General features: G+C 65.8%; 22 protein-coding genes and 1 tRNA gene. 12 read left to right on the plus strand and 11 right to left on the minus strand.

The features are described 5' to 3' along the window. Positions 1-177: 177 nt before the first annotated feature. The gene (locus LK539_RS11150; protein WP_227800977.1) at positions 178-570 is read left to right on the plus strand and encodes a type II TA system antitoxin MqsA family protein; all 393 of its coding nucleotides are present in this window, start codon (positions 178-180) and stop codon (positions 568-570) included. 99 nt (positions 571-669) lie between these two features. Here LK539_RS11150 and LK539_RS11155 read toward each other — a convergent pair whose 3' ends face one another. Genes LK539_RS11155 through LK539_RS11165 form a run of 3 tightly spaced genes read right to left on the minus strand, consistent with a single transcriptional unit; the run spans position 670 to position 2652 of the window. Further along, the gene (locus LK539_RS11155) at positions 670-1413 is read right to left on the minus strand and encodes a UDP-2,3-diacylglucosamine diphosphatase (RefSeq protein WP_227800978.1); all 744 of its coding nucleotides are present in this window, start codon (positions 1411-1413) and stop codon (positions 670-672) included. Between the two features lie 40 nt (positions 1414-1453). Next, positions 1454-1945 carry a peptidylprolyl isomerase gene (locus LK539_RS11160; RefSeq protein ID WP_227800979.1) on the minus strand — a complete coding sequence of 164 codons (492 nt, stop codon included), beginning with the start codon at positions 1943-1945 and terminating at the stop codon, positions 1454-1456. Between the two features lie 50 nt (positions 1946-1995). Continuing rightward, positions 1996-2652 carry a peptidylprolyl isomerase gene (locus LK539_RS11165; protein ID WP_227800980.1) on the minus strand — a complete coding sequence of 219 codons (657 nt, stop codon included), beginning with the start codon at positions 2650-2652 and terminating at the stop codon, positions 1996-1998. 247 nt (positions 2653-2899) lie between these two features. Between LK539_RS11165 and cysS the strand changes: the two genes are divergently transcribed. The 6 genes from cysS (at position 2900) to LK539_RS11195 (ending at position 9036) form a co-directional block, all read left to right on the plus strand. Then, a complete protein-coding gene (gene cysS, locus LK539_RS11170) occupies positions 2900-4288 on the plus strand; it encodes a cysteine--tRNA ligase (protein ID WP_227800981.1) in 1389 nt (462 codons plus the stop codon). Beyond that, positions 4288-4974, plus strand: a complete 687-nt coding sequence (locus LK539_RS11175) for a DNA-3-methyladenine glycosylase (RefSeq protein ID WP_227800982.1) — start codon at positions 4288-4290, stop codon at positions 4972-4974. Before cysS ends, LK539_RS11175 begins: the two co-directional genes overlap by 1 nt. Before the next feature lie 102 nt (positions 4975-5076). After that, positions 5077-6054, plus strand: coding sequence for an acetyl-CoA carboxylase carboxyltransferase subunit alpha (locus LK539_RS11180; RefSeq protein WP_227800983.1), 978 nt, complete (start codon positions 5077-5079; stop codon positions 6052-6054). Continuing rightward, positions 6051-7460: a tRNA lysidine(34) synthetase TilS gene (gene tilS, locus LK539_RS11185; RefSeq protein ID WP_227800984.1), complete on the plus strand. Its 1410-nt coding sequence runs from the start codon at positions 6051-6053 to the stop codon at positions 7458-7460. Before LK539_RS11180 ends, tilS begins: the two co-directional genes overlap by 4 nt. A 135-nt stretch (positions 7461-7595) precedes the next feature. Further along, positions 7596-8843: an aspartate kinase gene (locus tag LK539_RS11190; RefSeq protein WP_227800985.1), complete on the plus strand. Its 1248-nt coding sequence runs from the start codon at positions 7596-7598 to the stop codon at positions 8841-8843. A gap of 100 nt (positions 8844-8943) precedes the next feature. Next, positions 8944-9036: transfer RNA gene (locus tag LK539_RS11195), tRNA-Ser, on the plus strand. A gap of 217 nt (positions 9037-9253) precedes the next feature. On the opposite strand, the gene LK539_RS11200 is transcribed toward LK539_RS11195, so the two are convergent. From LK539_RS11200 to LK539_RS11225, 6 genes are all read right to left on the minus strand, one after another. Further along, positions 9254-9835 (minus strand): TadE/TadG family type IV pilus assembly protein, encoded by a 582-nt coding sequence (locus LK539_RS11200; RefSeq protein ID WP_227800986.1) that lies wholly within the window; start codon positions 9833-9835, stop codon positions 9254-9256. Continuing rightward, positions 9822-10295 carry a TadE family protein gene (locus LK539_RS11205; protein WP_227800987.1) on the minus strand — a complete coding sequence of 158 codons (474 nt, stop codon included), beginning with the start codon at positions 10293-10295 and terminating at the stop codon, positions 9822-9824. Before LK539_RS11205 ends, LK539_RS11200 begins: the two co-directional genes overlap by 14 nt. Next, the gene (locus LK539_RS11210) at positions 10292-11818 is read right to left on the minus strand and encodes a pilus assembly protein TadG-related protein (protein WP_307729099.1); all 1527 of its coding nucleotides are present in this window, start codon (positions 11816-11818) and stop codon (positions 10292-10294) included. Before LK539_RS11210 ends, LK539_RS11205 begins: the two co-directional genes overlap by 4 nt. After that, entirely contained in the window at positions 11811-12395 is a 585-nt protein-coding gene (locus tag LK539_RS11215) for a hypothetical protein (protein WP_227800988.1), read from the minus strand. The genes LK539_RS11210 and LK539_RS11215 overlap by 8 nt, the downstream gene beginning before the upstream one ends. A 168-nt stretch (positions 12396-12563) precedes the next feature. Continuing rightward, a complete protein-coding gene (locus LK539_RS11220; protein ID WP_227800989.1) occupies positions 12564-13388 on the minus strand; it encodes a universal stress protein in 825 nt (274 codons plus the stop codon). A 131-nt stretch (positions 13389-13519) separates the two neighbouring features. After that, on the minus strand, positions 13520-14416 hold the full coding sequence (locus LK539_RS11225) for a LysR family transcriptional regulator (protein ID WP_227800990.1): 897 nt from the start codon (positions 14414-14416) through the stop codon (positions 13520-13522). 148 nt (positions 14417-14564) lie between these two features. Between LK539_RS11225 and LK539_RS11230 the strand changes: the two genes are divergently transcribed. From LK539_RS11230 to LK539_RS11245, 4 genes are all read left to right on the plus strand, one after another. Continuing rightward, the gene (locus LK539_RS11230) at positions 14565-15614 is read left to right on the plus strand and encodes an NAD(P)-dependent alcohol dehydrogenase (RefSeq protein ID WP_227800991.1); all 1050 of its coding nucleotides are present in this window, start codon (positions 14565-14567) and stop codon (positions 15612-15614) included. 11 nt (positions 15615-15625) lie between these two features. Next, positions 15626-16837: an MFS transporter gene (locus tag LK539_RS11235; RefSeq protein ID WP_373889534.1), complete on the plus strand. Its 1212-nt coding sequence runs from the start codon at positions 15626-15628 to the stop codon at positions 16835-16837. After that, the gene (locus tag LK539_RS11240; RefSeq protein WP_227800993.1) at positions 16834-17292 is read left to right on the plus strand and encodes a cupin domain-containing protein; all 459 of its coding nucleotides are present in this window, start codon (positions 16834-16836) and stop codon (positions 17290-17292) included. The genes LK539_RS11235 and LK539_RS11240 overlap by 4 nt, the downstream gene beginning before the upstream one ends. 67 nt (positions 17293-17359) lie before the next feature. Further along, a complete protein-coding gene (locus LK539_RS11245) occupies positions 17360-17935 on the plus strand; it encodes a flavin reductase family protein (RefSeq protein WP_227800994.1) in 576 nt (191 codons plus the stop codon). A gap of 34 nt (positions 17936-17969) precedes the next feature. On the opposite strand, the gene LK539_RS11250 is transcribed toward LK539_RS11245, so the two are convergent. Continuing rightward, positions 17970-18470, minus strand: a complete 501-nt coding sequence (locus LK539_RS11250; protein WP_227800995.1) for a nuclear transport factor 2 family protein — start codon at positions 18468-18470, stop codon at positions 17970-17972. Between the two features lie 184 nt (positions 18471-18654). Between LK539_RS11250 and LK539_RS11255 the strand changes: the two genes are divergently transcribed. Then, positions 18655-20586 carry a PAS domain S-box protein gene (locus tag LK539_RS11255; RefSeq protein ID WP_227800996.1) on the plus strand — a complete coding sequence of 644 codons (1932 nt, stop codon included), beginning with the start codon at positions 18655-18657 and terminating at the stop codon, positions 20584-20586. 16 nt (positions 20587-20602) lie between these two features. Here LK539_RS11255 and LK539_RS11260 read toward each other — a convergent pair whose 3' ends face one another. Next, on the minus strand, positions 20603-22135 hold the full coding sequence (locus LK539_RS11260; RefSeq protein ID WP_227800997.1) for an aryl-sulfate sulfotransferase: 1533 nt from the start codon (positions 22133-22135) through the stop codon (positions 20603-20605). Positions 22136-22311: the final 176 nt, after the last annotated feature.

The following is a 22311-nucleotide window of genomic DNA, read 5'->3' on the forward strand; positions in this document are numbered from 1 at the left end:
CTTGTGGTGGCGCTGCATTGTTCATGTTGTCTCCCCTTGGTGTCGCATTGAAGTGGTGTTGTAGTGAAGTATAACAGTGGCTTGGTAAATGTAAACATACATATTGAACAAATTTTTGCGGGCGCGGCCTCGAGGCAGGCTTTGGTAGGATGGAGGACGACGAGACAGGAGGAAGCGATGTTGAAGTGCCCGAATTGCGGCGAATCGCCGCTGGCCCATGCGATCAGAGAGATGCACTACACCTACAAGGGGCAGAGCACGACGATTCCCGAAGTCGCAGTCGAGCATTGCGCCGGGTGCAAGGAGGTCATGTTCGCGCGAGGCGAGCATGACCACTACGGCGAACTGGTGGCGGCCTTTCGCAAGCAGGTCGATGCCGAGGAGCTCAAGACGATCCGGGCGATGCGCAAGGCGCTGGGCCTGACCCGGCAGAAGGCGGACGAATTGTTCGGGGATGGGGCGGGGGACTTTGCGCGCTTCGAGTCGGGGGAGGCGCATGCGCCGGTGGCGCTGGTGAAGCTGTTGCGGCTGCTGGGGAAGCACCCAGAGTTACTGGACGAATTTCTGTAGGGTGGGTGGCTGTGCCGCCCACGCGGTCAACTCGCGTTTGAGTACATGCACCGAATGTTCATGTATTTGCTGACCGCGTGGGCGGGGGACCCGCCCACCCTACAGATCGTAGCGGGTCAATGTGCCATCATGGGCAAGTTCAATCCAGCCACCACGCTTCGGCTCGACATCCAGCTCCCAGTCCGGCAGTACATAGCGCAGCCTGCCGCCCGTGTCATGCACGGCCGGCCGATGCGTATGCCCATGAATGATGACGGACGCATCCGTTGCGTCGAACAGCGCCTCCACACTTGATGCGGCCACATCCATGATCTCGTAGGACTTGCCCGCCTGCGCCTCGCGGCTGCCTTCACGCAGGCCGGCGATGATGGCCTTGCGCTGCGCCAGCGGCATGCCGAGGAACTGCTGCTGCCACTCGCGGTCGCGCACCTGGGCACGGAAGGCCATGTACTTGAGGTCGGCGGTACATTGGGCGTCGCCATGAACAAGGACGATGCGCTTGCCGCCCGCCGTGATCACATGCGGCTCGTCCAGCAGACTCAGTCCCGCCGCTTCCGCAAAGCCTGGCCCCACAAGGAAATCGCGGTTGCCGGCGAGCCAGTACACAGACGTGCCCGCGGTGCTGACGGCGCGGATCGCCCCGATGACTTGCTGGTGAAAAGGCTCGGCGAGATCGTCGTCGCCGGCCCAGTATTCGAAGATGTCGCCGAGCAGGTAGAGCCGCTCGGCGTGGGTCGCGCGCTCGGCCAGGAAACCATAGAAGGCTTCGGCCGTGCGCGGATGTGCGGCCTGCAGGTGCAGGTCCGAGATGAAGAGCGCATACGTGCGCTGGGGCGTCGTCATTGAACAGATGGGTACTTCAGACCCCGGCGCACTGCGAACATCAGATGACTTCGACCTTTTCGATGACGACCGGGTCGACCGGCACGTCCGAGTGCATGCCGCTGCGGGTGGTCTTCACGGTATTGATCTGGTCGACGATGTCCTGGCCTTCGGTGACCTTGCCGAACACCGCGTAGCCCCAGCCGTCCTGGCCCGGGTAGTTCAGGAATGCGTTGTCCTTGGTGTTGATGAAGAACTGGGCCGATGCCGAGTGCGGCGCCGAGGTACGGGCCATGGCGATGGTGTACTTGTCGTTCTTCAGGCCGTTCTTGGCTTCGTTCTCGACGGTCGTGTCGGTGGCTTTCTGCTTCATGCCCGGCTCGAAGCCGCCGCCCTGGATCATGAAGTCCTTGATCACGCGGTGGAAGATGGTGTTGGTGAAATGACCCTTGTTGACGTAGTCAATGAAGTTGGCAACGGTCTTCGGCGCCTTGTCGGCGTCCAGTTCGACGGTGATGTTGCCCATGTTGGTGGTCATGCGAACGCTGGTCATGTGCTGTCCTGTGTAAGTTGGTATTGTTGATGATGCGACAATCGCAGCCGCTATTTTACAAGCTTGTCGCCCTTGAGCACGGTCACGGACTTAATGAAGATCGGTACTACCGGCACATTCTGCATGCCGCGCACGTCGTCCACGACCACGCCCTTGATCTTGTCCACCACGTCCTGGCCCTTCACGACCTTGCCGAACACGGTGTAACCGGAACCCTTGTAGTTCGGATAGTCGATGCCGGAATTGTCGGCCACGTTGATGAAGAACTGGGAGGTGGCCGAATCCGGATGGTCTTCGCGCGCCATCGCCACGGTGTACGGCTGGTTCGACAGGCCGTTATTGGATTCGTTCTTGACCGGCTTGTTGGTCTTGCGGCCCTCGAACTTTTCGTTCATGCCGCCGGCCTGGATCATGAAGCCGTCGATCACGCGGTGGAAGATCGTGCCCTTGTAAAAATCTTGCTTCACGTACTGCATGAAGTTGGCGACCGTCTTCGGTGCTTTCTCTTCGTCCAGCTGCAGGACGATCTCGCCCTTGGTGGTCTTGAGCGAAACCTGCGGACCTTTCACGACTGGCGCAGCCGAGGCTTCGGCAGGGGGCTCGGTCTGGGGCTCGGCTTGCTGCGCCAGGGCGGAGCCGGACAGAAGCAGGGCGCCGGCGCCCAGGGCGATGCCCTGAAGCAGCGAGCGGCGGAAGGCAGTGGTCATTGTCTTGGCTCTCCTCTGTGGACACCGCGCAAAACGGTGTCAAGTCTTTTCCCGAAAAATAAAGCTGAACCATATTGCGGCCAGCCGGGATTTTAACAATGCTATACTTTGCGCAGAACGTCCCATTCTATCAAAGAAGAATAACACCCGAGGGTTCAGACGATCTCGACGCAATCCAGGCCGCGCTGTATTCCATATCGTGCACCGCGATTGTTGCTCCGATCCTCCCCCTCACCAGACCACACCCATGAGCCAACTGAAGATTTACAACACGCTCGCGCGTGACAAGCAGGTATTTGTCCCGATGGAAGCCGGCAAGGTCGGCATGTATGTGTGCGGCATGACCGTCTACGACTTCTGCCACATCGGGCACGCGCGGATGATGATGGCTTTCGACGTGATTTATCGCTGGCTCATGGCCTCGGGCTATGAAGTCAAATACGTCCGCAACATCACCGACATCGACGACAAGATCATCCGCCGCGCCGTCGAAAACGGCGAGACCATCGGTCAGCTGGTCGCACGCAACCTGAAGTACCAGGATGAAGACATCTCCGCGCTCAAGATCCTGCCGCCGACCGTCGAGCCGCGCGCCACGGAGTACGTGCCGCAGATGCTGTCGATCATCGAGCAGCTGGAAGCCAAGGGCCTGGCCTACCGCGGCGAGGATGGCGACGTCAATTACGCCGTGCGCGGCTTTGAAGGCTATGGCAAGCTGTCCGGCAAGTCGCTCGACGACCTGCGCGCCGGTGAGCGCGTCGACGTCAACAGCGGCAAGCGCGACCCGCTCGACTTCGTGCTGTGGAAGGCCGCCAAGGAATCCGAGCCAAGCGAGGCCAAGTGGGACTCGAAATGGGGCAAGGGCCGTCCGGGCTGGCACATCGAATGCTCGGCCATGTCCTGCGCAACGCTGGGCGAGCACTTCGACATCCACGGCGGCGGCGCCGACTTGCAGTTCCCGCACCACGAGAACGAGATCGCCCAGTCCGAGGGCGCGTTCGGCGGCAACATGGTCAACTACTGGATCCACAATGGTTTCGTACGCGTGGACAACGAGAAGATGTCCAAGTCGCTGGGCAACTTCTTCACCGTCCGCGACGTGCTCAAGAAGTACGACGCCGAAGTCATCCGCTTCTTCATCCTGCGCGCCCACTACCGCAGCCCGCTGAACTATTCGGACGCGCACATCGACGACGCCAAGGGCGCGCTGAACCGCCTGTACACCGCGCTGTCGACCGTCAATATCGACGCCGAAACGCCAGCCGTGGACTGGAACGAGGAACACGCCGTGCGCTTCCGCGAAGCGATGGACGACGATTTCAACACGCCGCTGGCGGTGGCCGAGCTGTTCGACCTGGCCGGCGAAGTCAACCGCAGCAAGTCCCTGGCAGCCGCGCGCCAGCTGAAAGCCCTGGCTGGCGTGCTGGGCCTGCTCGAGCGCGCGCCGCAGGCTTACCTGCAGGGCGGCACGGGTGCAGGCGGCGACGTCGGCATCGATGACGCGATTGCCCGCCGCGCCGCCGCCAAGAAAGCCCGCAACTTTGCCGAAGCGGATGCGATCCGCGCCGAACTGACTGCCGCCGGGATCATCCTGGAAGACAAGCCGGACGGAACGACGACCTGGCGCCGCGCATAATGGCCGCCGAACAGGACAAGCCGGGCGTGGACGCCGGGCCGCAGGGAGAGCTGTCGGGAGAAGCGCAGGAGAGCCTGCAGGTACCCGTGTACTGGGCCGAGGCCAAGGCCGCGCTGATGCAGCGCGACCGCATCATGGCCAAGCTCATCCCGCAGATCGGCGACCTGCACCTGCGCGGCCATCCCGACCCGTTCACCACGCTGGCGCGCTCGATCGTGGGCCAGCAGGTGACGCCCAGGGCGGCCGACGCGGCCTGGGGCAAGTTGCTGGCGATCTGCCCCAAGCTGTCCCCGAGCCAGGTGATCAAGGCCGGCGCCGTCGCGCTGGCCGGCTGTGGTTTGTCCAAGCGCAAGACCGAATACATTCTCGACCTGGCCGACCATTTCAAAGCCAAGCGCGTCCACGCCGACCTGTGGTCGCAGATGGACGACGAGGCCGTCATCGCCGAACTGGTCCAGATCCGCGGCATCAGCCGCTGGACAGCGGAGATGTTTTTGATATTTAATCTGCTCCGGCCGAACGTGCTGCCGCTCGACGACCCCGGCCTGATTCAGGGCATCAGCCAGAATTACTTCTCCGGCGAACCGGTATCGCGCAGCGATGCGCGCGAGGTGGCAGCGAACTGGGAACCCTGGCGTACGGTAGCAACCTGGTATCTGTGGCGCAGCCTCGACCCCTTGCCCTGACCGATATCCGCTGCGGGTACGGTAGAATAGCGCCCAAACAGGGCCTGAGCGGTCGCGCAAGACGCCATAAGCGTTGCGGCCAAGAAACAATTCGGAGGTACAATGACTAAAACAACTTTCCTCAATTTTGAGCAGCCGATCGCCGAGCTGGATTCCAAGATTGAAGAGCTGCGCTTCGTGCAGGACGACTCCGCCGTCGACATCTCCGAAGAGATCGACCGCCTCGCCAAGAAAAGCCAGCAGCTCACCAAGGACATCTACGCCAAGCTGACCCCGTGGCAGGTCTCGCAGATCGCGCGCCACCCGCAGCGTCCGTACACGATGGACTACGTGAACGCGATCTTCACCGACTTCCACGAACTGCACGGCGACCGCAGCTTCGCCGACGACCAGTCGATCATCGGCGGCCTGGCCCGCTTCAACGGCCAGGCCTGCATGGTCATCGGCCACCAGAAGGGCCGCGACACCAAGGAGCGCGCGATGCGCAACTTCGGCATGCCGCGTCCGGAAGGCTATCGCAAGGCCATGCGCCTGATGAAGCTGGCGGAAAAATTCGGCCTGCCGATCTTCACCTTCGTGGACACCCCGGGCGCCTTCCCGGGCATCGACGCCGAAGAGCGCGGCCAGTCGGAAGCGATCGGCCACAACCTGTACGTCATGGCCGAACTGAAAGTGCCGCTGATCGCCACCATCATCGGTGAAGGCGGTTCGGGCGGCGCGCTGGCGATCGCCGTCGGCGACGCGGTGCTGATGCTGCAATACTCGACCTATTCGGTGATCTCGCCGGAAGGCTGCGCCTCGATCCTGTGGAAGACCTCGGAACGGGCAAGCGACGCCGCCGACGCGCTGGGCCTGACCGCGCACCGCCTGAAGGCCATCGGCCTGATCGACAAGATCGTCAACGAGCCGCTCGGCGGCGCCCACCGCGACCCGAAACAGATGGCGCAGCTGCTCAAGCGCGCACTGGCCGACACCCTGCGCCAGTTCCAGGGCATGAAGACCAAGGACCTGCTGGAAGCCCGTCACGCCAAGCTGATGGCCTACGGTAAGTTCAAGGAAACGCTGCCGCGCGAAGAGTGAGTTTCAGCAAAGCCGGATCCGTTCCGGCAGTCTTTGCGCAGGCATTGAAGGGCCTGCGCGAGTCGTATTCCCCCACCGCCCTGGCGATCGCCTGCAGCGGCGGCCTCGATTCGATGGCCTTGCTGCGGCTCGCGCACGCCTGGGCGCGCGAGAACGGCATCCTTCTGCACGCCTTCCACGTGCACCACGGACTGAGCCCGAACGCCGACGCCTGGCTGGCGCATTGCGCGCAGGCCTGCGCCGAACTCGGCATCGCCTTCGATCATCGCCGCGTCGAGGTCCTCAAGGGCAAGGACGGTACGGAAGCTGCCGCGCGCAAGCTGCGCTACCGCGCGCTGGGCGACATGTGTGTCCAGCACGGCGTGCCGCTGCTGCTCACCGCCCACCACCTCGACGACCAGGCAGAAACGGTGCTGCTGCAACTGCTGCGCGGCTCCGGCCCGGCCGGCCTGTCTGGCATGGATGCGGCCAACCGGGCACCCGCTCTGCTGGGTGACCCCGACCTGGTGATGGCGCGTCCCTTATTGCAGGTGGCGCGCCAGCAGCTGGAAGACTATGCGCGCGACACAAGCCTGACCTGGGTCGAGGACGAATCGAACAGCGACCCGCGCTATGCGCGCAACGCCTTGCGCCATGGCGTGATGCCGGCGCTGGCCACGCACTTCCCGGGCTACCAGCAGCGCCTCGCGCGCGGCGCCGCCCACGTGCAGGCGGCCCAGCGCATCCTGGACGAAGTCGCCGCGCAAGACCTTGCAGCCTGCCTCGACGGCGATACGGTCGACCTGGCGCGCCTGCAGGGGCTCAGCCGCGATCGCGCCGACAATATGCTGCGCCACCTGTTCGCCGTGCGCGGCCTGGCGATGCCCTCGACCGCCTGGCTGGGCGAAATGGTGTCCCAGCTGTATTCGGCGCGCGAAGACGCCCAGCTCAAGCTGACGCACCCGGCCTGCCACATCCGCCGCCATCGCGGCAAGCTCCACATCACCCCGAAGCTGCCCGACCTGGCGGGCATGCGCGATCCGGACGACGAGGGCGTGCTGATCAAGGAAGGCGAAAGCTTCCATTGGCGCGGCGAGGCGCAGCTAGCCTTCCCGGCCTATGGCGGCGTGCTGCATTTCGAGCGGGCGGAGCGGGGCTTCGATCCGGCCTGGCTGCGCAGCCAGCCGCTTACCATCGATTTCCGCAAGGGCGGCGAGCGCCTGAAGCCGGCCGCCAACCGACCGACCCGCAGCCTGAAGGCGCATTACCAGGCGCTGGGCGTGCCGGCCTGGGAGCGCGAGCGCGCACCCGTGGTGTGGGCCGACCGCGAGCTCCTGTACGCCGCCGCCATCGGCATGGATTGCCGCCACGTGCGCGACGGGCAGGGCGAGCGCATCGCACTGCGCTGGGAAGCAAGCTTGTCATAGTTTCTATACGAAAACGGTATTACTTTATTTTCTTTTCGTATAGCTTTTTCTCCCGCCAGTCTTGTGATACTGCGCTGCAGCATGGTATCGTAAGGGTCATCTTTTGATCTTTCAACAAGCTGGAACCCTCCTGATATGGCTTTAATTGTCCACAAATATGGCGGGACGTCGATGGGCTCGACGGACCGTATCAAGAATGTCGCGGCCCGTGTGGCGAAGTGGCATGATGCCGGCCACCAGATCGTGGTGGTGCCGTCCGCAATGTCGGGCGAAACCAACCGCCTGATCGGATTGGCCAAGGAAATCATGCCGCAGCCGGACCCGCGCGAACTGGACATGATTGCCTCCACCGGCGAGCAGGTCTCGGTCGGCCTGCTGGCGATGGCGCTGCTGGCGATCGGCAAGGACGCCGTCTCGTACACGGGCTGGCAGGCGGGTATCCGTACCGACTCCTCGTTCACCAAGGCGCGCATCCAGTCGATCGACGACACCCGCGTGCGTAACGATCTGAACCAGGGCAAGATCGTGATCATTACGGGCTTCCAGGGCATGGACGAAGATGGCAACATCTCGACGCTGGGCCGCGGCGGTTCGGATACCTCGGCAGTGGCGATCGCCGCCGCGCTGAAGGCCGACGAATGCCTGATCTACACCGACGTCGATGGGGTCTACACGACCGACCCGCGCGTGGTGCACGAGGCGCGCCGCCTGACCAAGATCACGTTCGAGGAAATGCTGGAACTCGCGTCGCTGGGCTCGAAGGTCCTGCAGACGCGTTCGGTCGAATTCGCAGGTAACTACCAGGTCCCGACGCGCGTGCTGTCGTCGCTGACCGATCCCCTGATGCCGCTGGACGAAGAAGCGAAGTCCGGCACCCTGATTTCGTTTGAGGAAGAAAGCAACATGGAACAAGCCGTCATCTCCGGTATCGCCTTTCATCGCGATGAAGCCAAGATCACCGTCCTGGGCGTGCCGGACAAACCCGGCGTCGCCTTCCACATTCTGGGCCCGATCGCCGAAGCCAACGTCGAAGTCGACATGATCATCCAGAACCAGTCGGTCGACGGCAAGACCGATTTCACCTTCACCGTCTCGCGCAACGACTACGTGAAGGCGATGAGCGTGCTGGAAGCGCAGCGCGAGTCGCTGGGCGCGGCCAAAATCATCGGGGACGCCAAAGTGTCGAAGGTGTCGGCGGTCGGCGTCGGCATGCGCAGCCACGTCGGCGTGGCCTCGCAGATGTTCCGCACCCTGTCGGAAGAGGGCATCAACATCATGATGATTTCGACTTCGGAGATCAAGATTTCTGTCCTGATCGACGAGAAATACATGGAGCTCGCGGTCCGTGCCTTGCACAAAGCTTTTAACCTCGAGCAAGCTTAACAATTTTCAAAATTTTTGGGCGTGCGTCCTTGACGCAACGAACACCAGCCCTTAAGATGCGTGCACTCAGCGCTGACTGACAAGTTAGTTGGCACTGATTGGAGACGTGGCCGAGTGGCCGAAGGCACTTCCCTGCTAAGGAAGCATACGGCTTATACCCGTATCGTGGGTTCGAATCCCACCGTCTCCGCCAAGTTTCAAAAGTGAAAGCCACCGCAAGGTGGCTTTTTCTTTTGTAACTTGGCGGAGACGAGGAAAGCCCCTGCGGGCTTTCCGTGTGGGATTCGAAGGGTTGCGCGTACTCGCGCAACCGCGGCCGGCGGAACGTCGGCGAATCCCCACTTTGCGCCCGCCCCGCGGGCGCCCCGCGAGCACAGCTCGCGCCTCTCCGCCACTTATGCAGTGAAGTGTCACGGACACGGACACGGCACCCCCCCCGGCACATACCCCAAGGACTCCGCCGTCACAATGGTCGTCGCCCGATGCAAGGGAATCCGCAAATCAATCAAGGGAATCAGCATCTGCGAGGTCGGCGCCTCGCAATCGCCCTCGACCTCCGGCCGGCACACCTGCGCCTGGACAAACCGGATGCAATTGGCCGCATACGGATTGGTCATGCAGATTTCCCGGTTGAGCAGCGCGCTGGCCGGCCGCGATCCGCTCGGAATCGCATTCAAATCATAGTTCAGGTAGCTGAGCCGGATATGGGCGTCGGTCACGGGAGGCGCCAGGATCAGCCCCCCAGGCGAATCCCGGAACACCGCGTACTGCCTGACGCGGGCAAGACCGTCGGCATCGTCCGGATACACGTGCGCCGCAGCTTCGGCCGCCCGGCGCGTAACTTCCTGCAAGGTGTTAAAGACGTACATCAGGCGCGCAAGCTCGATCACGCCGAAGACCAGGGTGAAGAAGACCGCGGCCAGCAGCGCGAACTCGATCGCGGACGTGCCGCCCTGGCGCCGCTTGCGCCGTGCCGGATCAGCTGCCCACATAATTCACCGTCACAGACGCGTTGATCGAAATCGGACCAAACAGTTCGATATTGAAGATCGGGTCCGCCATATAGAACCCGAACTCGACCGTCACCCGGGTCGGGAGCGAGCCGATCGGGATCATGCGGCCGCAGGTCGCGCCATTGCAATAGGCCGACGGCGAAATCATTTCGCCGCCGGGTGCGAGTTCGGCGATTTCCCTGGTGGCGATTTCCACCGCCCGGTTCGCGGCCGCCGCGCCCAGGGTCGTCGACAGCATCTCGGCCTTCGGCACCGAGGCCAGGTAGCGCGCCGCATCCTGCGCCGCCTTCTGGGCCACGGTGTAGTGCCACATGCAGCGTGCGTAGAAAAGCGGCAGGCTCAGGAACACGATCAGGATCGGCAGCAGCAGCGCCGCTTCGACGGCCGCCACGCCAAGCTGGCGCGTGGGCGAGGAACGCAGGGGGACGGGAATCTTCATGGATACAGCCTCACTTCGCCGGACAGCGACTGTTCCAACACCAGTCCGCTGAATTCGGCAATCAATGTGTCCTGGGTCGCAGGAACGGTCATGAAAAACTTCCCGATCGCAGCGACGCGTGCGCTCGCATTGGCGCCGGCCGGGTTGTCGGGCGAACACGACAGCAGCGGGATGTGCAGCACGCGCCGGTGGCGGGTTGCGACGGTTCCCGCCGGCACCGCCGGTGCCGCGAAAAAGCCGTTGGTGGCGGTGGTCGCCTGGTAGGGCGTCGATGTCGAGCCCGGATACGTGCCGAGCGTGGCCGGTCCACTCTTGTACAGGGTTGCCCACGAGGCCGTATCGAAAGAGGAATAGCCGCCGCTGGGTTCGGCGGTCACTGGCGTCGGCGCCCTGGCTGCCCTGGCATAGGACCAGAGCGGGCCGTAGTCGCCTCTCGAGCTCGGCAGGCTCGCGTGATCGTCGGGCAGGTCGGCGACCGTTTCCAGCTTGTTGCGTGCCGTCGTCGTCAGGGCCGCCGGCTTGCCCAGGGCAGGATCCATCCACTTCACGCCGTCCACCTGGTCGTAGGCGTACTTCTTGATGTTGGCGTCGGGCGGCGACACGTTGGACTGGCAGCTGCTCCCGCCATACTCGTTGAAGCGGGAGTTGAGCGCGGCATGCAGATCCACGAGCGGCGACGACGGCAGCGGCGAGACGCGGATGTCGTCGCCCGAGAGGCGCGGCACCCACATCGTTCCATTGCACAGGAAAGGCGCGAGCCGCGATATGGTAAACGCAGAGCCTGCCGCTCCCGGCGCCACGGTCGGGTTCACGGCATACCTGGCCGGGCTGGTACCGTTCGGGTTGAGCTGCATCAGGTCGTAGCTGACACCGCGCCGAAAGCCGTATTGCACCAGTTCGGACAGCGCGGTCCCGCCGCCACCGGGCGTCGCGTTGCGGGCTTCGGCCCTTTCCGTGGACATGGCGCAGACGGCGATCGGCATGACATTGATGGATGCCCGGCCCGCCACTGCACTGTCCTGGACGTGGATATTGGCCAGGCTGCTGTAGAGGATCCTCATGAAGATGGTGTCGACGGTGCTGATATCGGCGTCGAGGCCGTCGCTGTCCACTTTGGCGAAGTAGATCCGGGACGCATCGGCGGTCGAGCCGGCGCCGAAGTCCGAGGCCGGGGTCCAGGTCCCGGAGCGGGACGGGGAGGTGCCGAAGCTGAGCGCCGCTTCGCTCCAGGTGACGGGAATGCCGCTGCCGTAGTACGAATATCGCAGGCGCTCGGCCGTTTCGCGGGCTTTCAGCTTCGCCTGCTGGATGCCCTCGGGTGTCCCGTTGAGTTCGCGCGCGGCGGCCAGCGCCACGGCTTTCGACAGGCCGCTCAGGTCCACCTTCCGGTTGTACAGCCGGCCCATGTCCAGCGCCAGGCCGCAAAAGCCGATGATGACGATCAGGAGCGGAACGAACATGACCGCGAAGGCCCCGCGTTCCCGCGAGCGTATCTTGCGCCTGGATGCCATCGCTTTACCCATGGTTCGTGAACCCCAGCGTTGTCCCGCATGAGAGATGTCCGGCGCGCCGCAGACGCAGCGTCCGGTTCAGCAGCGTCAGGGATGCGCAGGCCCAGCAGATCCAGCCGGCGAGCGGCAGGAACATGGGATCCCTCGTGTCCAGTCCGAACACGGCCAGCGCCATGCCGGCCCAGGTCCAGACGCCTGCAGGCAGCGGGCGCCGGCGGCACAGGGCCATGCGCGACCAGGGCAGGACATACAGGGCGCAGAGCACGGCCAGCAGGAGCAGGCTTGCTGCTCGCATCGCCACCATGCCGAGCAGGCCGCCGATCGCCAGGAGCCACAGGGCGCACCAGAAGTCGGTGCGCGAAATACGCTGGCGCCCGCCGGATGGGTGCTGCCCGATCGGGGCCAGGCGCTTGGCCGAGAAATAGGCGAAGCCCAGGCCCGCCGCGCTCGCCAGCAGATGCGCGCGCAGCCCCGCGTGCACCGCCAGCAGCCAGGCCTCGACCAGCGTCCAGCCTGCAAGCGACAGCAGCAGTGCAAGAAAGGAAGCGTTCAGGACGGCATCGGGAAGTTCAATGGGATGCTTGCTCATGCACTTCTCTCCCCCGGTCGTTGACGACGCGCCGCGCAGCTCGATACTGCGGGGCGGTGATGGAGAGAGTGTGGGTTATCGTGCAAGCTGCGGCAATTCATCTCTCAAGAGAAATTGATTCGGATCACAGGCAACGCCGTGCATCGGCCGCTTCCGGGGCCGGGAGGCTCAGTGCGCCATCAGCACCGGCAGCGGGGCGCGGTCGAGCAGCACCCGGGTGACGCCGCCCAGCACGATCTCGCGGTAGCGGCTGTGGCCGAAGGCGCCGGTGACCAGCAGGTCGGCGCCGCTGTCCCGGGCGATGGCGATCAGGGCGTCGCCGACGCTGGCCTGGGCGCGCTCGCGCACTACCTCCACCCGCACGCCGTGGCGGGCCAGGTAGAGCGCCATGTCGGCGCCCGGCTCGTCGCCGTGCAGGCCGGATTCGAGGTCCGCGTTGACCAGCGCCAGGCGTACGCTGCGGGCGCGCGTCAGCACCGGCATGGCGCCGGCGATGGCGCGGATCGCCTGGGCGCTGCCGTCCCAGCCGACCACCACGCTGTCGGCGATCGGCGCGCCCTCGTAGCTGGGCGGCACCACCAGCACCGGGCGTACGCCGTGCATGGCCAGGTATTGCGGCAGGCCGCGCACGGTGGCGGCGTCGCCCGCGTCCTGGCCGGTGACCACCAGGTCGGCATAGCGCGCCTGCAGCAGCAGGGCGTCGCGGTTCTCGTCTTCGACCATACGCTGTTCCAGCGATTCCACGCCCAGCCGGCGGGCGCGCTCCATGAAGCGTTCCAGGCAAGCGCGCGCCGTGCTGCGCAGAACCTCGAATTCGTTGACAGGAGTGACCGCCATCGAGCCGGTCAGCATCGCATAGGCGGGCCAGGACATGCCGGTGGCGGCGCAGCCCACCAGGTGGGATTCGTGGGTGGCGGCGAGTCCGGCAGCGGCGCGCACCCTGGCCTCGGTGAGCGGGCTCTCGTCGACATGGACAATGATGGTCTTGTACATGGCAGCTCCTTCTGGACGATGCGCCGGGCCGTACGGAAAGAAGGCGCCCGGCAGCGAAGACTCTACGCCCAGTGAAGGTGTGCGTCACATGTGCGGATGATGCAGATCAAACACCGTGCAAATTTTTAAGCTCAGGGCGTGCGATGGCGGATCGCCTCGATCACCAGGGCCAAGGGGCGCGAGGAATGGCGCCGGCTGGGATAAAAGGCGTGCAGGCCGGGAAAGCGCGGACACCAGTCGTCCATCACGCTGACCAGGCGTCCGCTGCGGAGGTGCTCGGCGACCAGCTCGTCGGGCAGGAAGGCCAGGCCGGCGCCGGCCAGGGCCGCCGCCAGCTGATGCGCGGCCTCGTTGAAGACCAGCTGCCCGCGCACCCGTGCGTCGATCGCTTCGCCCTCGTGCTGCAGTTCCCAGGCGTAGATGCCGCCGCTGCTGGACAGGCGCAGGGCGATGCAGTTGTGCTTCATGAGTTCGGGCAGCGACGTCGGCTTCGGCCGCCGTTCGAAATAGGCGGGTGCGCCGACGATGTGCATGCGCACGTCCGGGGTGAGGCGCACCGCGACCATGTCCTTGTCGACCTGGTCGCCATGGCGCACGCCGATGTCGAAGCGCTCGGCGGCGATGTCGACGATGCGGTAGTCGGCGCTGAATTCCACGTGCAGGTCCGGGTATTGCGGCAGCAGCGGCGCGATGCGCGGCCACAGGATGCGTTCGATCACGTGGTCGATCGCGGTGATGCGCACCGTGCCCACCGGCTTGTCGCCCAGGTCGCTGATGTCGGCGATCTCGGCCTCGATCTCTTCCAGCTTCGGCGCGACGTTCTGGATCAGGCGTTCGCCCGCCTCGGTGGGCGAGACGCTGCGCGTGGTGCGGGTGAGCAGGCGCACGCCCAGGCGCTGTTCGAGCGAACGGACGATGTGGCTGAGCGCGGATTGGGTCATGCCGAGCCGGGCGGCGGCGCGGGTGAAGCTGCGCTCGCGCGCGACGGCGAGGAAGACCAGGATGTCGTTGATGTTGTCGCGGGCCATGGGAGCTTTCAGGAGATTATGCAAATTCTCGCACGAATGGACCGTCTTATTCATGACGCGCATTCATAAGCCCATGCAAATCCGGCGCCGTTTTGGCAAGCATCCAGCCGCTACCATGCAGCCTTTGCAGAACATGGAAGGAAGCAGCATGACTGTCCACGCCTATGGCGCCCACGCGGGCGACCAGCCACTCGAATTACTCAGCATCACGCGCCGCGATCCCGGCGCGCACGACGTCCAGATCGACATCGCCTTCTGCGGCGTCTGCCATTCGGACCTGCACCAGGTACGCGGCGAATGGGCCGGCACCCTGTATCCCTGCGTGCCGGGGCACGAGATCGTCGGCCGCGTGTCCGCCGTCGGCGCGCACGTGACGCGTCACCAGGTGGGCGACCTGGTCGGCGTCGGCTGCATGGTCGACAGCTGCCGGCACTGCGCCGATTGCGAGGCGGGCCTGGAAAACTACTGCGACGGCATGGTCGGCACCTACAACGGGCCAACGCCGGACGCGCCCGGCCACACGCTGGGCGGCTACTCGCAGAGCATCGTGGTCCACGAACGCTTCGTCCTGCGCGTCGGTCACGACGCCTCGCAGCTGGCTGCGGTGGCGCCGCTGCTGTGCGCCGGGATCACGACCTGGTCGCCGCTGCGCCACTGGAACGCCGGCCCCGGCAAGCGGGTCGGCATCGTCGGCATCGGCGGGCTGGGACACATGGGCATCAAGCTGGCGCGCGCGCTCGGTGCCCACGTGGTCGCGTTCACCACCTCCGAATCGAAGCGTGCCGATGCCGAGGCCCTCGGCGCGCATGAGGTGGTGGTCTCGCGCGATCCAAGCGCCATGGCGGCCCAGGCGCAAAGCCTGGACCTGATCGTCAACACGGTGGCGGCGCCGCACGACCTCGACGCCTATCTCACACTCTTGAAGCGCGACGGCACCATGGTGCTGGTCGGCGCACCCTCGACGCCGCATCCGTCGCCGCAGGTATTCAACCTGATCATGAAGCGCCGTGCACTGGCCGGCTCGATGATCGGCGGGATCCCGGAAACCCAGGAAATGCTGGACTTCTGCGCCGAACACGGCATCGTCGCCGACATCGAGCTGATTCGCGCTGATGAGATCAACGCCGCTTACGAGCGCATGCTGGCGGGCGAGGTCAAGTACCGCTTCGTGATCGACAGCGCGACGCTGGGGGCGTAAGCATGGGCAGCATGCATCCCGAGCTCGCCGCCGCGGAGCTGGCGCGGCAAGAGCACCCGGCGGCCTGGGGCGCCGTGTGCGCGCTGGCCCTGGGCGCCTTTGCGCTGATCGCCTCCGAATTCATGCCGGTCAGCCTGCTGACGCCGATCGCGACCGATCTCGGCATCAGCGAAGGGCAGGCGGGGCAGGCCATCGCGATTTCCGGCGCCTTTGCGCTGGTCACCAGCCTGCTGTTCCCGAGGCTGGCCGGCAGCATCGACCGCAAGCGCCTGCTGCTCGGGCTGACGCTCCTGATGATCGCGTCCGGCACCCTGGTGGCGCTGGCGCCGAACTATGGCGTGTTCATGGCGGGCCGGGCCCTGATCGGCGTGGCCATCGGCGGCTTCTGGTCGATGTCGGCCGCGATCGCGATGCGCCTCGTGCCCGCGCCTGATGTGCCGCGCGCGCTCGCCATCCTCAATGGCGGCAATGCGCTCGCCACGGTGGTGGCGGCGCCCGCGGGCAGCTACCTTGGCGCGCTGGTCGGTTGGCGCGGCGCCTTCTTTTGCGTGGTGCCGGTGGCGGCGCTGGCCCTGGTATGGAAGCTCGCCAGCCTGCCGCGGCTGGCGGCGCAGAACGGGGGCAAGCCTGCGCAGCTGCTGCAGCTGGGCCGGCAGCCCGCGGTCGCCGTCGGCATGGCGGCTGTGGGGGTGTTCTTCATGGGGCAGTTTGCACTGTTTACATATCTGCGGCCCTTCCTCGAGCGCGTGACCCAGGTCGACGTGTCGACGCTGTCCTTCATGCTGCTGCTGGTCGGCGTGGCCGGCTTCGTCGGCACCAGCGTGATCGGCGGCTTTCTCAAGCGCGGCCTGTACCGCGTGCTGGTCGGGATCCCGCTGCTGATGGCCGCGCTCGCGGCGAGCCTGATCGCCTTTGGCAGCTCGCAACCCGCCACCGCGGTCCTGCTGGCCGCCTGGGGCCTGGTCGCCACCGCCGCGCCGGTCGGCTGGTGGATGTGGCTCTCGACCACGCTGCCGAAGGATGCTGAAGCCGGCGGCGGCTTGATGGTGGCCGTGATCCAGCTGGCGATCATGCTCGGCGCCACGGTGGGCGGCCTGCTGTTCGACCTGAGCGGATACCGTGCGACCTTCGCGGCCAGCGCCGCGCTGCTGGTGGTGGCCAGCCTGCTCGCCGTGCAGGCGGCGCGACTGGCCCGTTCATCGATTCACGAGGAGACGACATGAAGCACTTATGCATTGCGATTCTGGGCCTGGGCCTGGGCGCATCGGCCCTGGCGCAGGACATGGTGATCACGCGCGCCGGCAGCCAGGCTTCCAGCAAGGGACCGGCCGAGAACTTCAGCGGCAGCGTGCGCGTGGATCCGCTGTTCGCGCCGACAGGGCCATCGCCGACCTCGGGCGCTTACGTGAGCTTCGAGCCGGGAGCGCGCTCGGCCTGGCACACGCACCCGGCCGGCCAGGTGCTGGTCGTCACCGCGGGCGTGGGGCGCATCCAGCAATGGGGCGGCCAGGTGGAAACCATCCGCGCCGGCGACGTGGTCTGGACGCCGCCGGGCGTCAAGCACTGGCACGGCGCCCAGCCGGGCACCGCGCTGACCCACATCGCGATCCAGAACGCGGTCGAGGGCAGGAACGTGGTGTGGATGGAGAAGGTCACGGACGCGCAGTACGGCAGGTAAGGGGAGGGCGGCGCGCCGCATGGCGCATCCGTGGCAGACTGCGGTTTTTGCGCACCCCGGACACCGCATGAACGAGCACATCCAACCCGTACCGCTGGAGAAGGCTTACCGCCTGCTCAACCACGGCCCGACCGTGCTGGTCTCGGCGCGCCATGAGGGCGTCGAGAACGTCATGGCCGCGGCCTGGGCCTGCGCCCTCGATTTCGCGCCGCCGAAACTGACCGTGGTCCTCGACAAGTCGACCCGCACGCGCGCCCTGGTCGAGGGCAGCGGCAGCTTCGTGATCCAGTTGCCGACCGTCGGCCAGCTGCGCCTGACGCACGAAGTCGGCAACCGCAGCCTGAACGCCGAGCCGGACAAGCTGGCGCGCGCGGGCGTGACCCTGATGCGCATGGATGGCGTGGAAGCGCCGCTGGTGCAAGGCTGCTCGGCCTGGCTGGCCTGCCGGCTGGTGCCGGAACCGCACAACCAGCAGGCCTACGACCTGTTCATCGGCGAAGTGACCGCCGCCTGGGCCGACGATCGCGTGTTCCGCGACGGCCACTGGCATTTCGAGAGCGCCGACCCGGTATTCCGCAGCATCCACCACATCGCCGGCGGCCAGTTCTACGCCATCGGCGAAGCGATGCGCGCCGTGGACTAGACGCTTCGCTTCCGCGGCGCCCTGGATTGCTCTGTCATTGCAGCGCGCGCGGATCCCCGCCGGCCGAATAGCTGGCGGCGGGCCTGATCTCGGTGCCCTGGTGCAGGCTCATGCGCCAGCCCTCCGGCTGGCGGATCCAGACCCGCACGTAACGCCCGCGCAGCGGCTGGCCGCCGAGGTCGGCACGGGTGGCGCGGTAGGTGCCGGTGACGACCGCCACCCCGCCATCCTCGAGCAGCTCGATATCCATGTCCTCGACTTCGTAGTTGCGGATGCGGTATTCGTCGCGCGCCAGCGCCTGCAGGAATTCGGTCTTGGTGCGCAGCCTGCCATTGGTTTCGACATGCCGGTAGTTGCCGCTGATGAGGCGGCGCAGGAGCTCGATGTCGCGTCCATTGAGGGCGACGGTGCGCTGGCGCTCGGCCTCGCGCACGCTGCCGGCGGCGACGCCGACCGGGGCGTCCGAAGCGGCGGCAGGAGCAGCCTGCCAGGACAGGGCTGCAAGACAAAAGGTCACGATGGAAAGAAGGCGCATGGTCGGGTTCGGAATCGGACTTACTTGATTATAAGCATCTTGCATGGCTTAAATGTCACGAAGTCTCGCGAACGCGACACATTGTTGGTACGCCTGACATGGTAATTTTGTGTCGGAAAGTCAATCTCTGGTAGAGTTCCGGCTGGACGGCAGCCAGGCCGTCACCCCACTCATACGGACGTGTATGCCAGCTGCCCCTTTGCCACCCGACGAACTTGACCGGCTGTCGATGCTCGACGCCCTTGATTTGCTCGATACTCCGCCGGAACCGGTCTTCGACCGCGTGACCCGCCTCGCCAGCCGCCTGCTCGATGTGCCGATGGCCCTGTTTTCGCTGGTCGATGCCGACCGCCAGTGGTTCAAGTCGCGGGTCGGGCTGGAACCCGAGCAGACGCCGCGCGAACACGCCTTCTGCGCCCATGCCATCGGCATGAGCGCGCCGCTGGTGGTGAACGACGCCCGCGAGGACGCGCGCTTCAGCGACAACCCGCTGGTCAACGGCCCGCCCGAGATCCGTTTCTATGCCGGGGTGCCGATCCGCACCACGGCCGGCCTGGCGATCGGCACCCTGTGCGCGCTCGACACCAAACCGCGCACCTTGAGCGAGGAAGAGGCGCAGGTGCTGGGCGACCTGGCGGCGATCCTGACCAAGGAGGTGCAGTACCGCGAACGGATGGCGGTGGCGCGCGAGCAGCTGGCCCGGTCGAGCGAAGTGCTGGGCGCGAGCGAAGCGCGGTTCCGCACCATCTTCGACATTGCCAGCGTGGGCATCGCGCTGGTGGCGCCGGACGGCGGCTGGATCAGCGTCAACCAGGCCTTGTGCGACATCGTCGGCTACAGCGAAGAAGAGCTGTGGCGCCTGACCTTCCAGCAGATCACCCATCCGGACGACATCACGGCCGACGTCGATCTGCTAAAGGCGATGGAGCGGGGCGAACTCGACCAGTACCAGCTCGAGAAGCGCTACCTGCGCAAGGACGGCAGCCCGGTGTGGGTGAACCTGAACGTCTCGCCGAAGCGCAACGAGGCCGGCGCAGTGGAATACTACGTTTCGGTGATCAAGGACATCGACGCCGAAAAGCACGCGCAGCAGCAGGTGGCGCAGCTCAATGCAGACCTCGAGCGCCGCGTCCAGGAACGCACCGCCGAGCTGCAGGATGCCAATGTCCGGCTCACCGAGGCGGTCGAGCGCCAACGGGCGACCGAAGCGGCGCTGCGGGCGCGCGAAGCGGAGATCCGCAGCGTGGTGGAAAACGCCAACGACGCCTACATCAGCCTGGACGAGACGGGCGCGATCACGGACTGGAACCGCCAGGCCGAGGAAACCTTCGGCTGGCCGCGCGAGGAAGCGCTGGGCCGCAAGCTCGAAGAGTTGATCATGCCGGAAGAACGGCGTGGCCGCAGCCAGGGCGAGCAGGGCTTCCTGTCGACCCGGCTCGCCGGCGCCATCGACCAGCGCCTGGAACTGCCGGCCTTGCGGCGCGACGGCGCCAGCCTGACCGTGGAGGTGCGCATCCGTGCGCTCGCCTTCGATGGGCGCACCATGTACAGCGCCTTCCTGCACGACATCAGCGCGCGCAAACACGACGAGGCCCAGCGCGAATACGAGAACCGGCACGACCTGCTGACCGGCCTGCTGAACCGGCGCGCGCTGCTCGAATCGATCCCGATGGCCCAGGCGCGGGCGCGTCGCAGCGGGAAGGCGGTCGGCATGCTGTTCATCGACCTGGACGGCTTCAAGGCGGTCAACGATTCGCAGGGCCACGAGGCCGGCGACCTGCTGCTGGGCGTGATCGCCGAGCGCCTGCGCGCCGGGGTGCGCAAGACCGACAGCGTGTACCGGCTGGCGGGCGACGAATTCACCGTGCTGCTGGAGGACATGGCCGATACCTTCGACGATGCCCACATGGTGGCCGAGAAGCTGATCAACAGCATCTCGGAACCGGTGGAGCTGCCCGGCCGCGCGGTGCGCGTGCGCGCCAGCATCGGCATCGCCCTCGACAGCGGCGGCATCGAGCGCTCCTCGGACGAGCTGCTGAAGGAGGCCGACCACTACATGTACCAGGCCAAAAAGGCCGGACGCGGTCGGGTGTGCTCGGCGCGCCGCCCGTACTAGCGGCCGGCGCGTCCGGCTAGCGCAGCTTCAGGTCGTTCCAGGCCAAGGGCTGGGCCATGAATACGGTGTCGCAGACATTGGTCGGGTAGGCGAAATCGAAGGCAATCTTGCCATGCGTGTCGACGCCGATCAGGCGGGCGCTGGTGCGCGCATTGGCAACCGAATAGGCCACCAGGTAGTTGCCTGGCGTGCCTTCGTAGACGCTCGAGCAGATGTCCGAATACAGGCGCGCGCGGCTGCGGTCGCCGTCGGCTTCCCAGGTCCAGACTTCACGCGCGCTGCCTGCCGTTTCGTCGATGGCGTAGCGCGAAGGCGTGCTGAAACTGCGGGTGGCGCCACGCGGCGCGCCCGGTGGCTGCGTCAGGCTGCCCAGGCCGTTATTGAAGAGCAGCAGCTGGCCGTCCGGCGTGACCGACAGCGAGTGCTGGCCGATCGGCGCCTTGCCTTCCACCAGCCTCAAGGCCAGCGCGCGCAGCGACGGAAAATTGACGTACCAGTGCTTGCTGGTGTCGCCGAACAGCCAGCGGATGGCGCCAGTGTCGTAGTCGAGCTTCACGACGAAATTTTCGCGGCTGGAAATCAGGAGCGAATTGTCGGGAGCATGGTAGATGGCCGAGTTCATGTGGAACCAGTCGGCGCCGTCGACCACGAAGCGGGACGGGTCGTCGCCCCTGGCGCGCATATGGGCGGCGAAGATCCCGCCCAGGTCCCACTCCTTGAGGACCTTGCCGCTGGCGTCGATCTCGGCCAGGATGGATTCGACGCGGTTCACGCCGCCCTCGACCGCATCGAGTTCGGCCAGCATGCCGGTCTTGCCGGGCGCCAGTTCGTGGTGGAAGTTGGTGTACTTGGGCACATCCAGCCGCACGCTGGTGAACGCACCGCCGACGTCCATCCGGTACAGCACCGGCTCGCTCTGGCTGCCGATCGTGAAGTTGCCGTCGCCGAACATCGACGAGAACGAGTCGGCCAGCGGCGCGCCGGTCCAGCGCATGTGGCCGTCGGTATCGATCACCACCGGCGAGCTCAGGCCGTTCCTGACCAGCACGAAGTCCAGGCCGGGCGCCCGTTCGGCACTGCGCGCGGTACGGATGTCGGGCCGGGTATATAGCTCGGCCGGGCCGGCGTAGGGCGCGGTGCTGACAGTGGCGCGGAAGTCGTGCTGCGAGCCGTCGCGGAAGCTGGCGCGCAGCTTCACCCCGTTCGCGTGGGCGGCGTAGAGGCCGAACACGGGCAGTTCCAGGCGCGCGCTGCCGGACTGGTAGGCGCCGCGCCGGTCGAGCCAGGACTTGTCGACGCTGACCGCCAGCGGCTTCGACCAGGTGCCGGCGCGCGGCTCGATGCTGTAGGCGATGGCGGTCAGGTCGCCGTAGTTGCGCAGGCTGAAGCTGAGGTTCGCAACGAACACCGTGGCGCCGGGCGCGGAGCGCAGCTCGCCGATTCCCGCCCGCTCGGCCTGTGAACGCCTGTCGGGCTTGTCCTCCTCGTCGCTCCCGCTGCAGGCGGCCAGCAGCGTGGCCAGCAGCGCAGCCGACAGCCAGGCCAGCATGGTTCTCCAAAAAACAGGCATCACGGTTCCCTCTTGGTCGTGTCCGGGTTCGACGGGCAACTCGTCCATTAGTTCGGCCGCCAGGCCCGTGCCACCGAAGAGCTCAATCGAAGCGCGGACGATCCGCACAAGATGCTTGACCTTCCCATCGTGGGAAGGAATATCCTTCGGGTATG

The organism is Massilia sp. IC2-476, assembly GCF_020707295.1.
Taxonomy (GTDB): domain Bacteria; phylum Pseudomonadota; class Gammaproteobacteria; order Burkholderiales; family Burkholderiaceae_D; genus Telluria.

Excerpts from the sequence above, each read along its gene's own strand:
- LK539_RS11150 (WP_227800977.1), top strand. The coding sequence starts at position 178 with ATGTTGAAGTGCCCGAATTGCGGCGAATCGCCGCTGGCCCATGCGATC.
- LK539_RS11155 (WP_227800978.1), bottom strand. The coding sequence starts at position 1,413 with ATGACGACGCCCCAGCGCACGTATGCGCTCTTCATCTCGGACCTGCAC.
- LK539_RS11160 (WP_227800979.1), bottom strand. The coding sequence starts at position 1,945 with ATGACCAGCGTTCGCATGACCACCAACATGGGCAACATCACCGTCGAA.
- LK539_RS11165 (WP_227800980.1), bottom strand. The coding sequence starts at position 2,652 with ATGACCACTGCCTTCCGCCGCTCGCTGCTTCAGGGCATCGCCCTGGGC.
- cysS (WP_227800981.1), top strand. The coding sequence starts at position 2,900 with ATGAGCCAACTGAAGATTTACAACACGCTCGCGCGTGACAAGCAGGTA.
- LK539_RS11175 (WP_227800982.1), top strand. The coding sequence starts at position 4,288 with ATGGCCGCCGAACAGGACAAGCCGGGCGTGGACGCCGGGCCGCAGGGA.
- LK539_RS11180 (WP_227800983.1), top strand. The coding sequence starts at position 5,077 with ATGACTAAAACAACTTTCCTCAATTTTGAGCAGCCGATCGCCGAGCTG.
- LK539_RS11190 (WP_227800985.1), top strand. The coding sequence starts at position 7,596 with ATGGCTTTAATTGTCCACAAATATGGCGGGACGTCGATGGGCTCGACG.
- LK539_RS11200 (WP_227800986.1), bottom strand. The coding sequence starts at position 9,835 with ATGTGGGCAGCTGATCCGGCACGGCGCAAGCGGCGCCAGGGCGGCACG.
- LK539_RS11205 (WP_227800987.1), bottom strand. The coding sequence starts at position 10,295 with ATGAAGATTCCCGTCCCCCTGCGTTCCTCGCCCACGCGCCAGCTTGGC.
- LK539_RS11210 (WP_307729099.1), bottom strand. The coding sequence starts at position 11,818 with ATGGGTAAAGCGATGGCATCCAGGCGCAAGATACGCTCGCGGGAACGC.
- LK539_RS11215 (WP_227800988.1), bottom strand. The coding sequence starts at position 12,395 with ATGAGCAAGCATCCCATTGAACTTCCCGATGCCGTCCTGAACGCTTCC.
- LK539_RS11220 (WP_227800989.1), bottom strand. The coding sequence starts at position 13,388 with ATGTACAAGACCATCATTGTCCATGTCGACGAGAGCCCGCTCACCGAG.
- LK539_RS11225 (WP_227800990.1), bottom strand. The coding sequence starts at position 14,416 with ATGGCCCGCGACAACATCAACGACATCCTGGTCTTCCTCGCCGTCGCG.
- LK539_RS11230 (WP_227800991.1), top strand. The coding sequence starts at position 14,565 with ATGACTGTCCACGCCTATGGCGCCCACGCGGGCGACCAGCCACTCGAA.
- LK539_RS11235 (WP_373889534.1), top strand. The coding sequence starts at position 15,626 with ATGCATCCCGAGCTCGCCGCCGCGGAGCTGGCGCGGCAAGAGCACCCG.
- LK539_RS11240 (WP_227800993.1), top strand. The coding sequence starts at position 16,834 with ATGAAGCACTTATGCATTGCGATTCTGGGCCTGGGCCTGGGCGCATCG.
- LK539_RS11245 (WP_227800994.1), top strand. The coding sequence starts at position 17,360 with ATGAACGAGCACATCCAACCCGTACCGCTGGAGAAGGCTTACCGCCTG.
- LK539_RS11250 (WP_227800995.1), bottom strand. The coding sequence starts at position 18,470 with ATGCGCCTTCTTTCCATCGTGACCTTTTGTCTTGCAGCCCTGTCCTGG.
- LK539_RS11255 (WP_227800996.1), top strand. The coding sequence starts at position 18,655 with ATGCCAGCTGCCCCTTTGCCACCCGACGAACTTGACCGGCTGTCGATG.
- LK539_RS11260 (WP_227800997.1), bottom strand. The coding sequence starts at position 22,135 with ATGCTGGCCTGGCTGTCGGCTGCGCTGCTGGCCACGCTGCTGGCCGCC.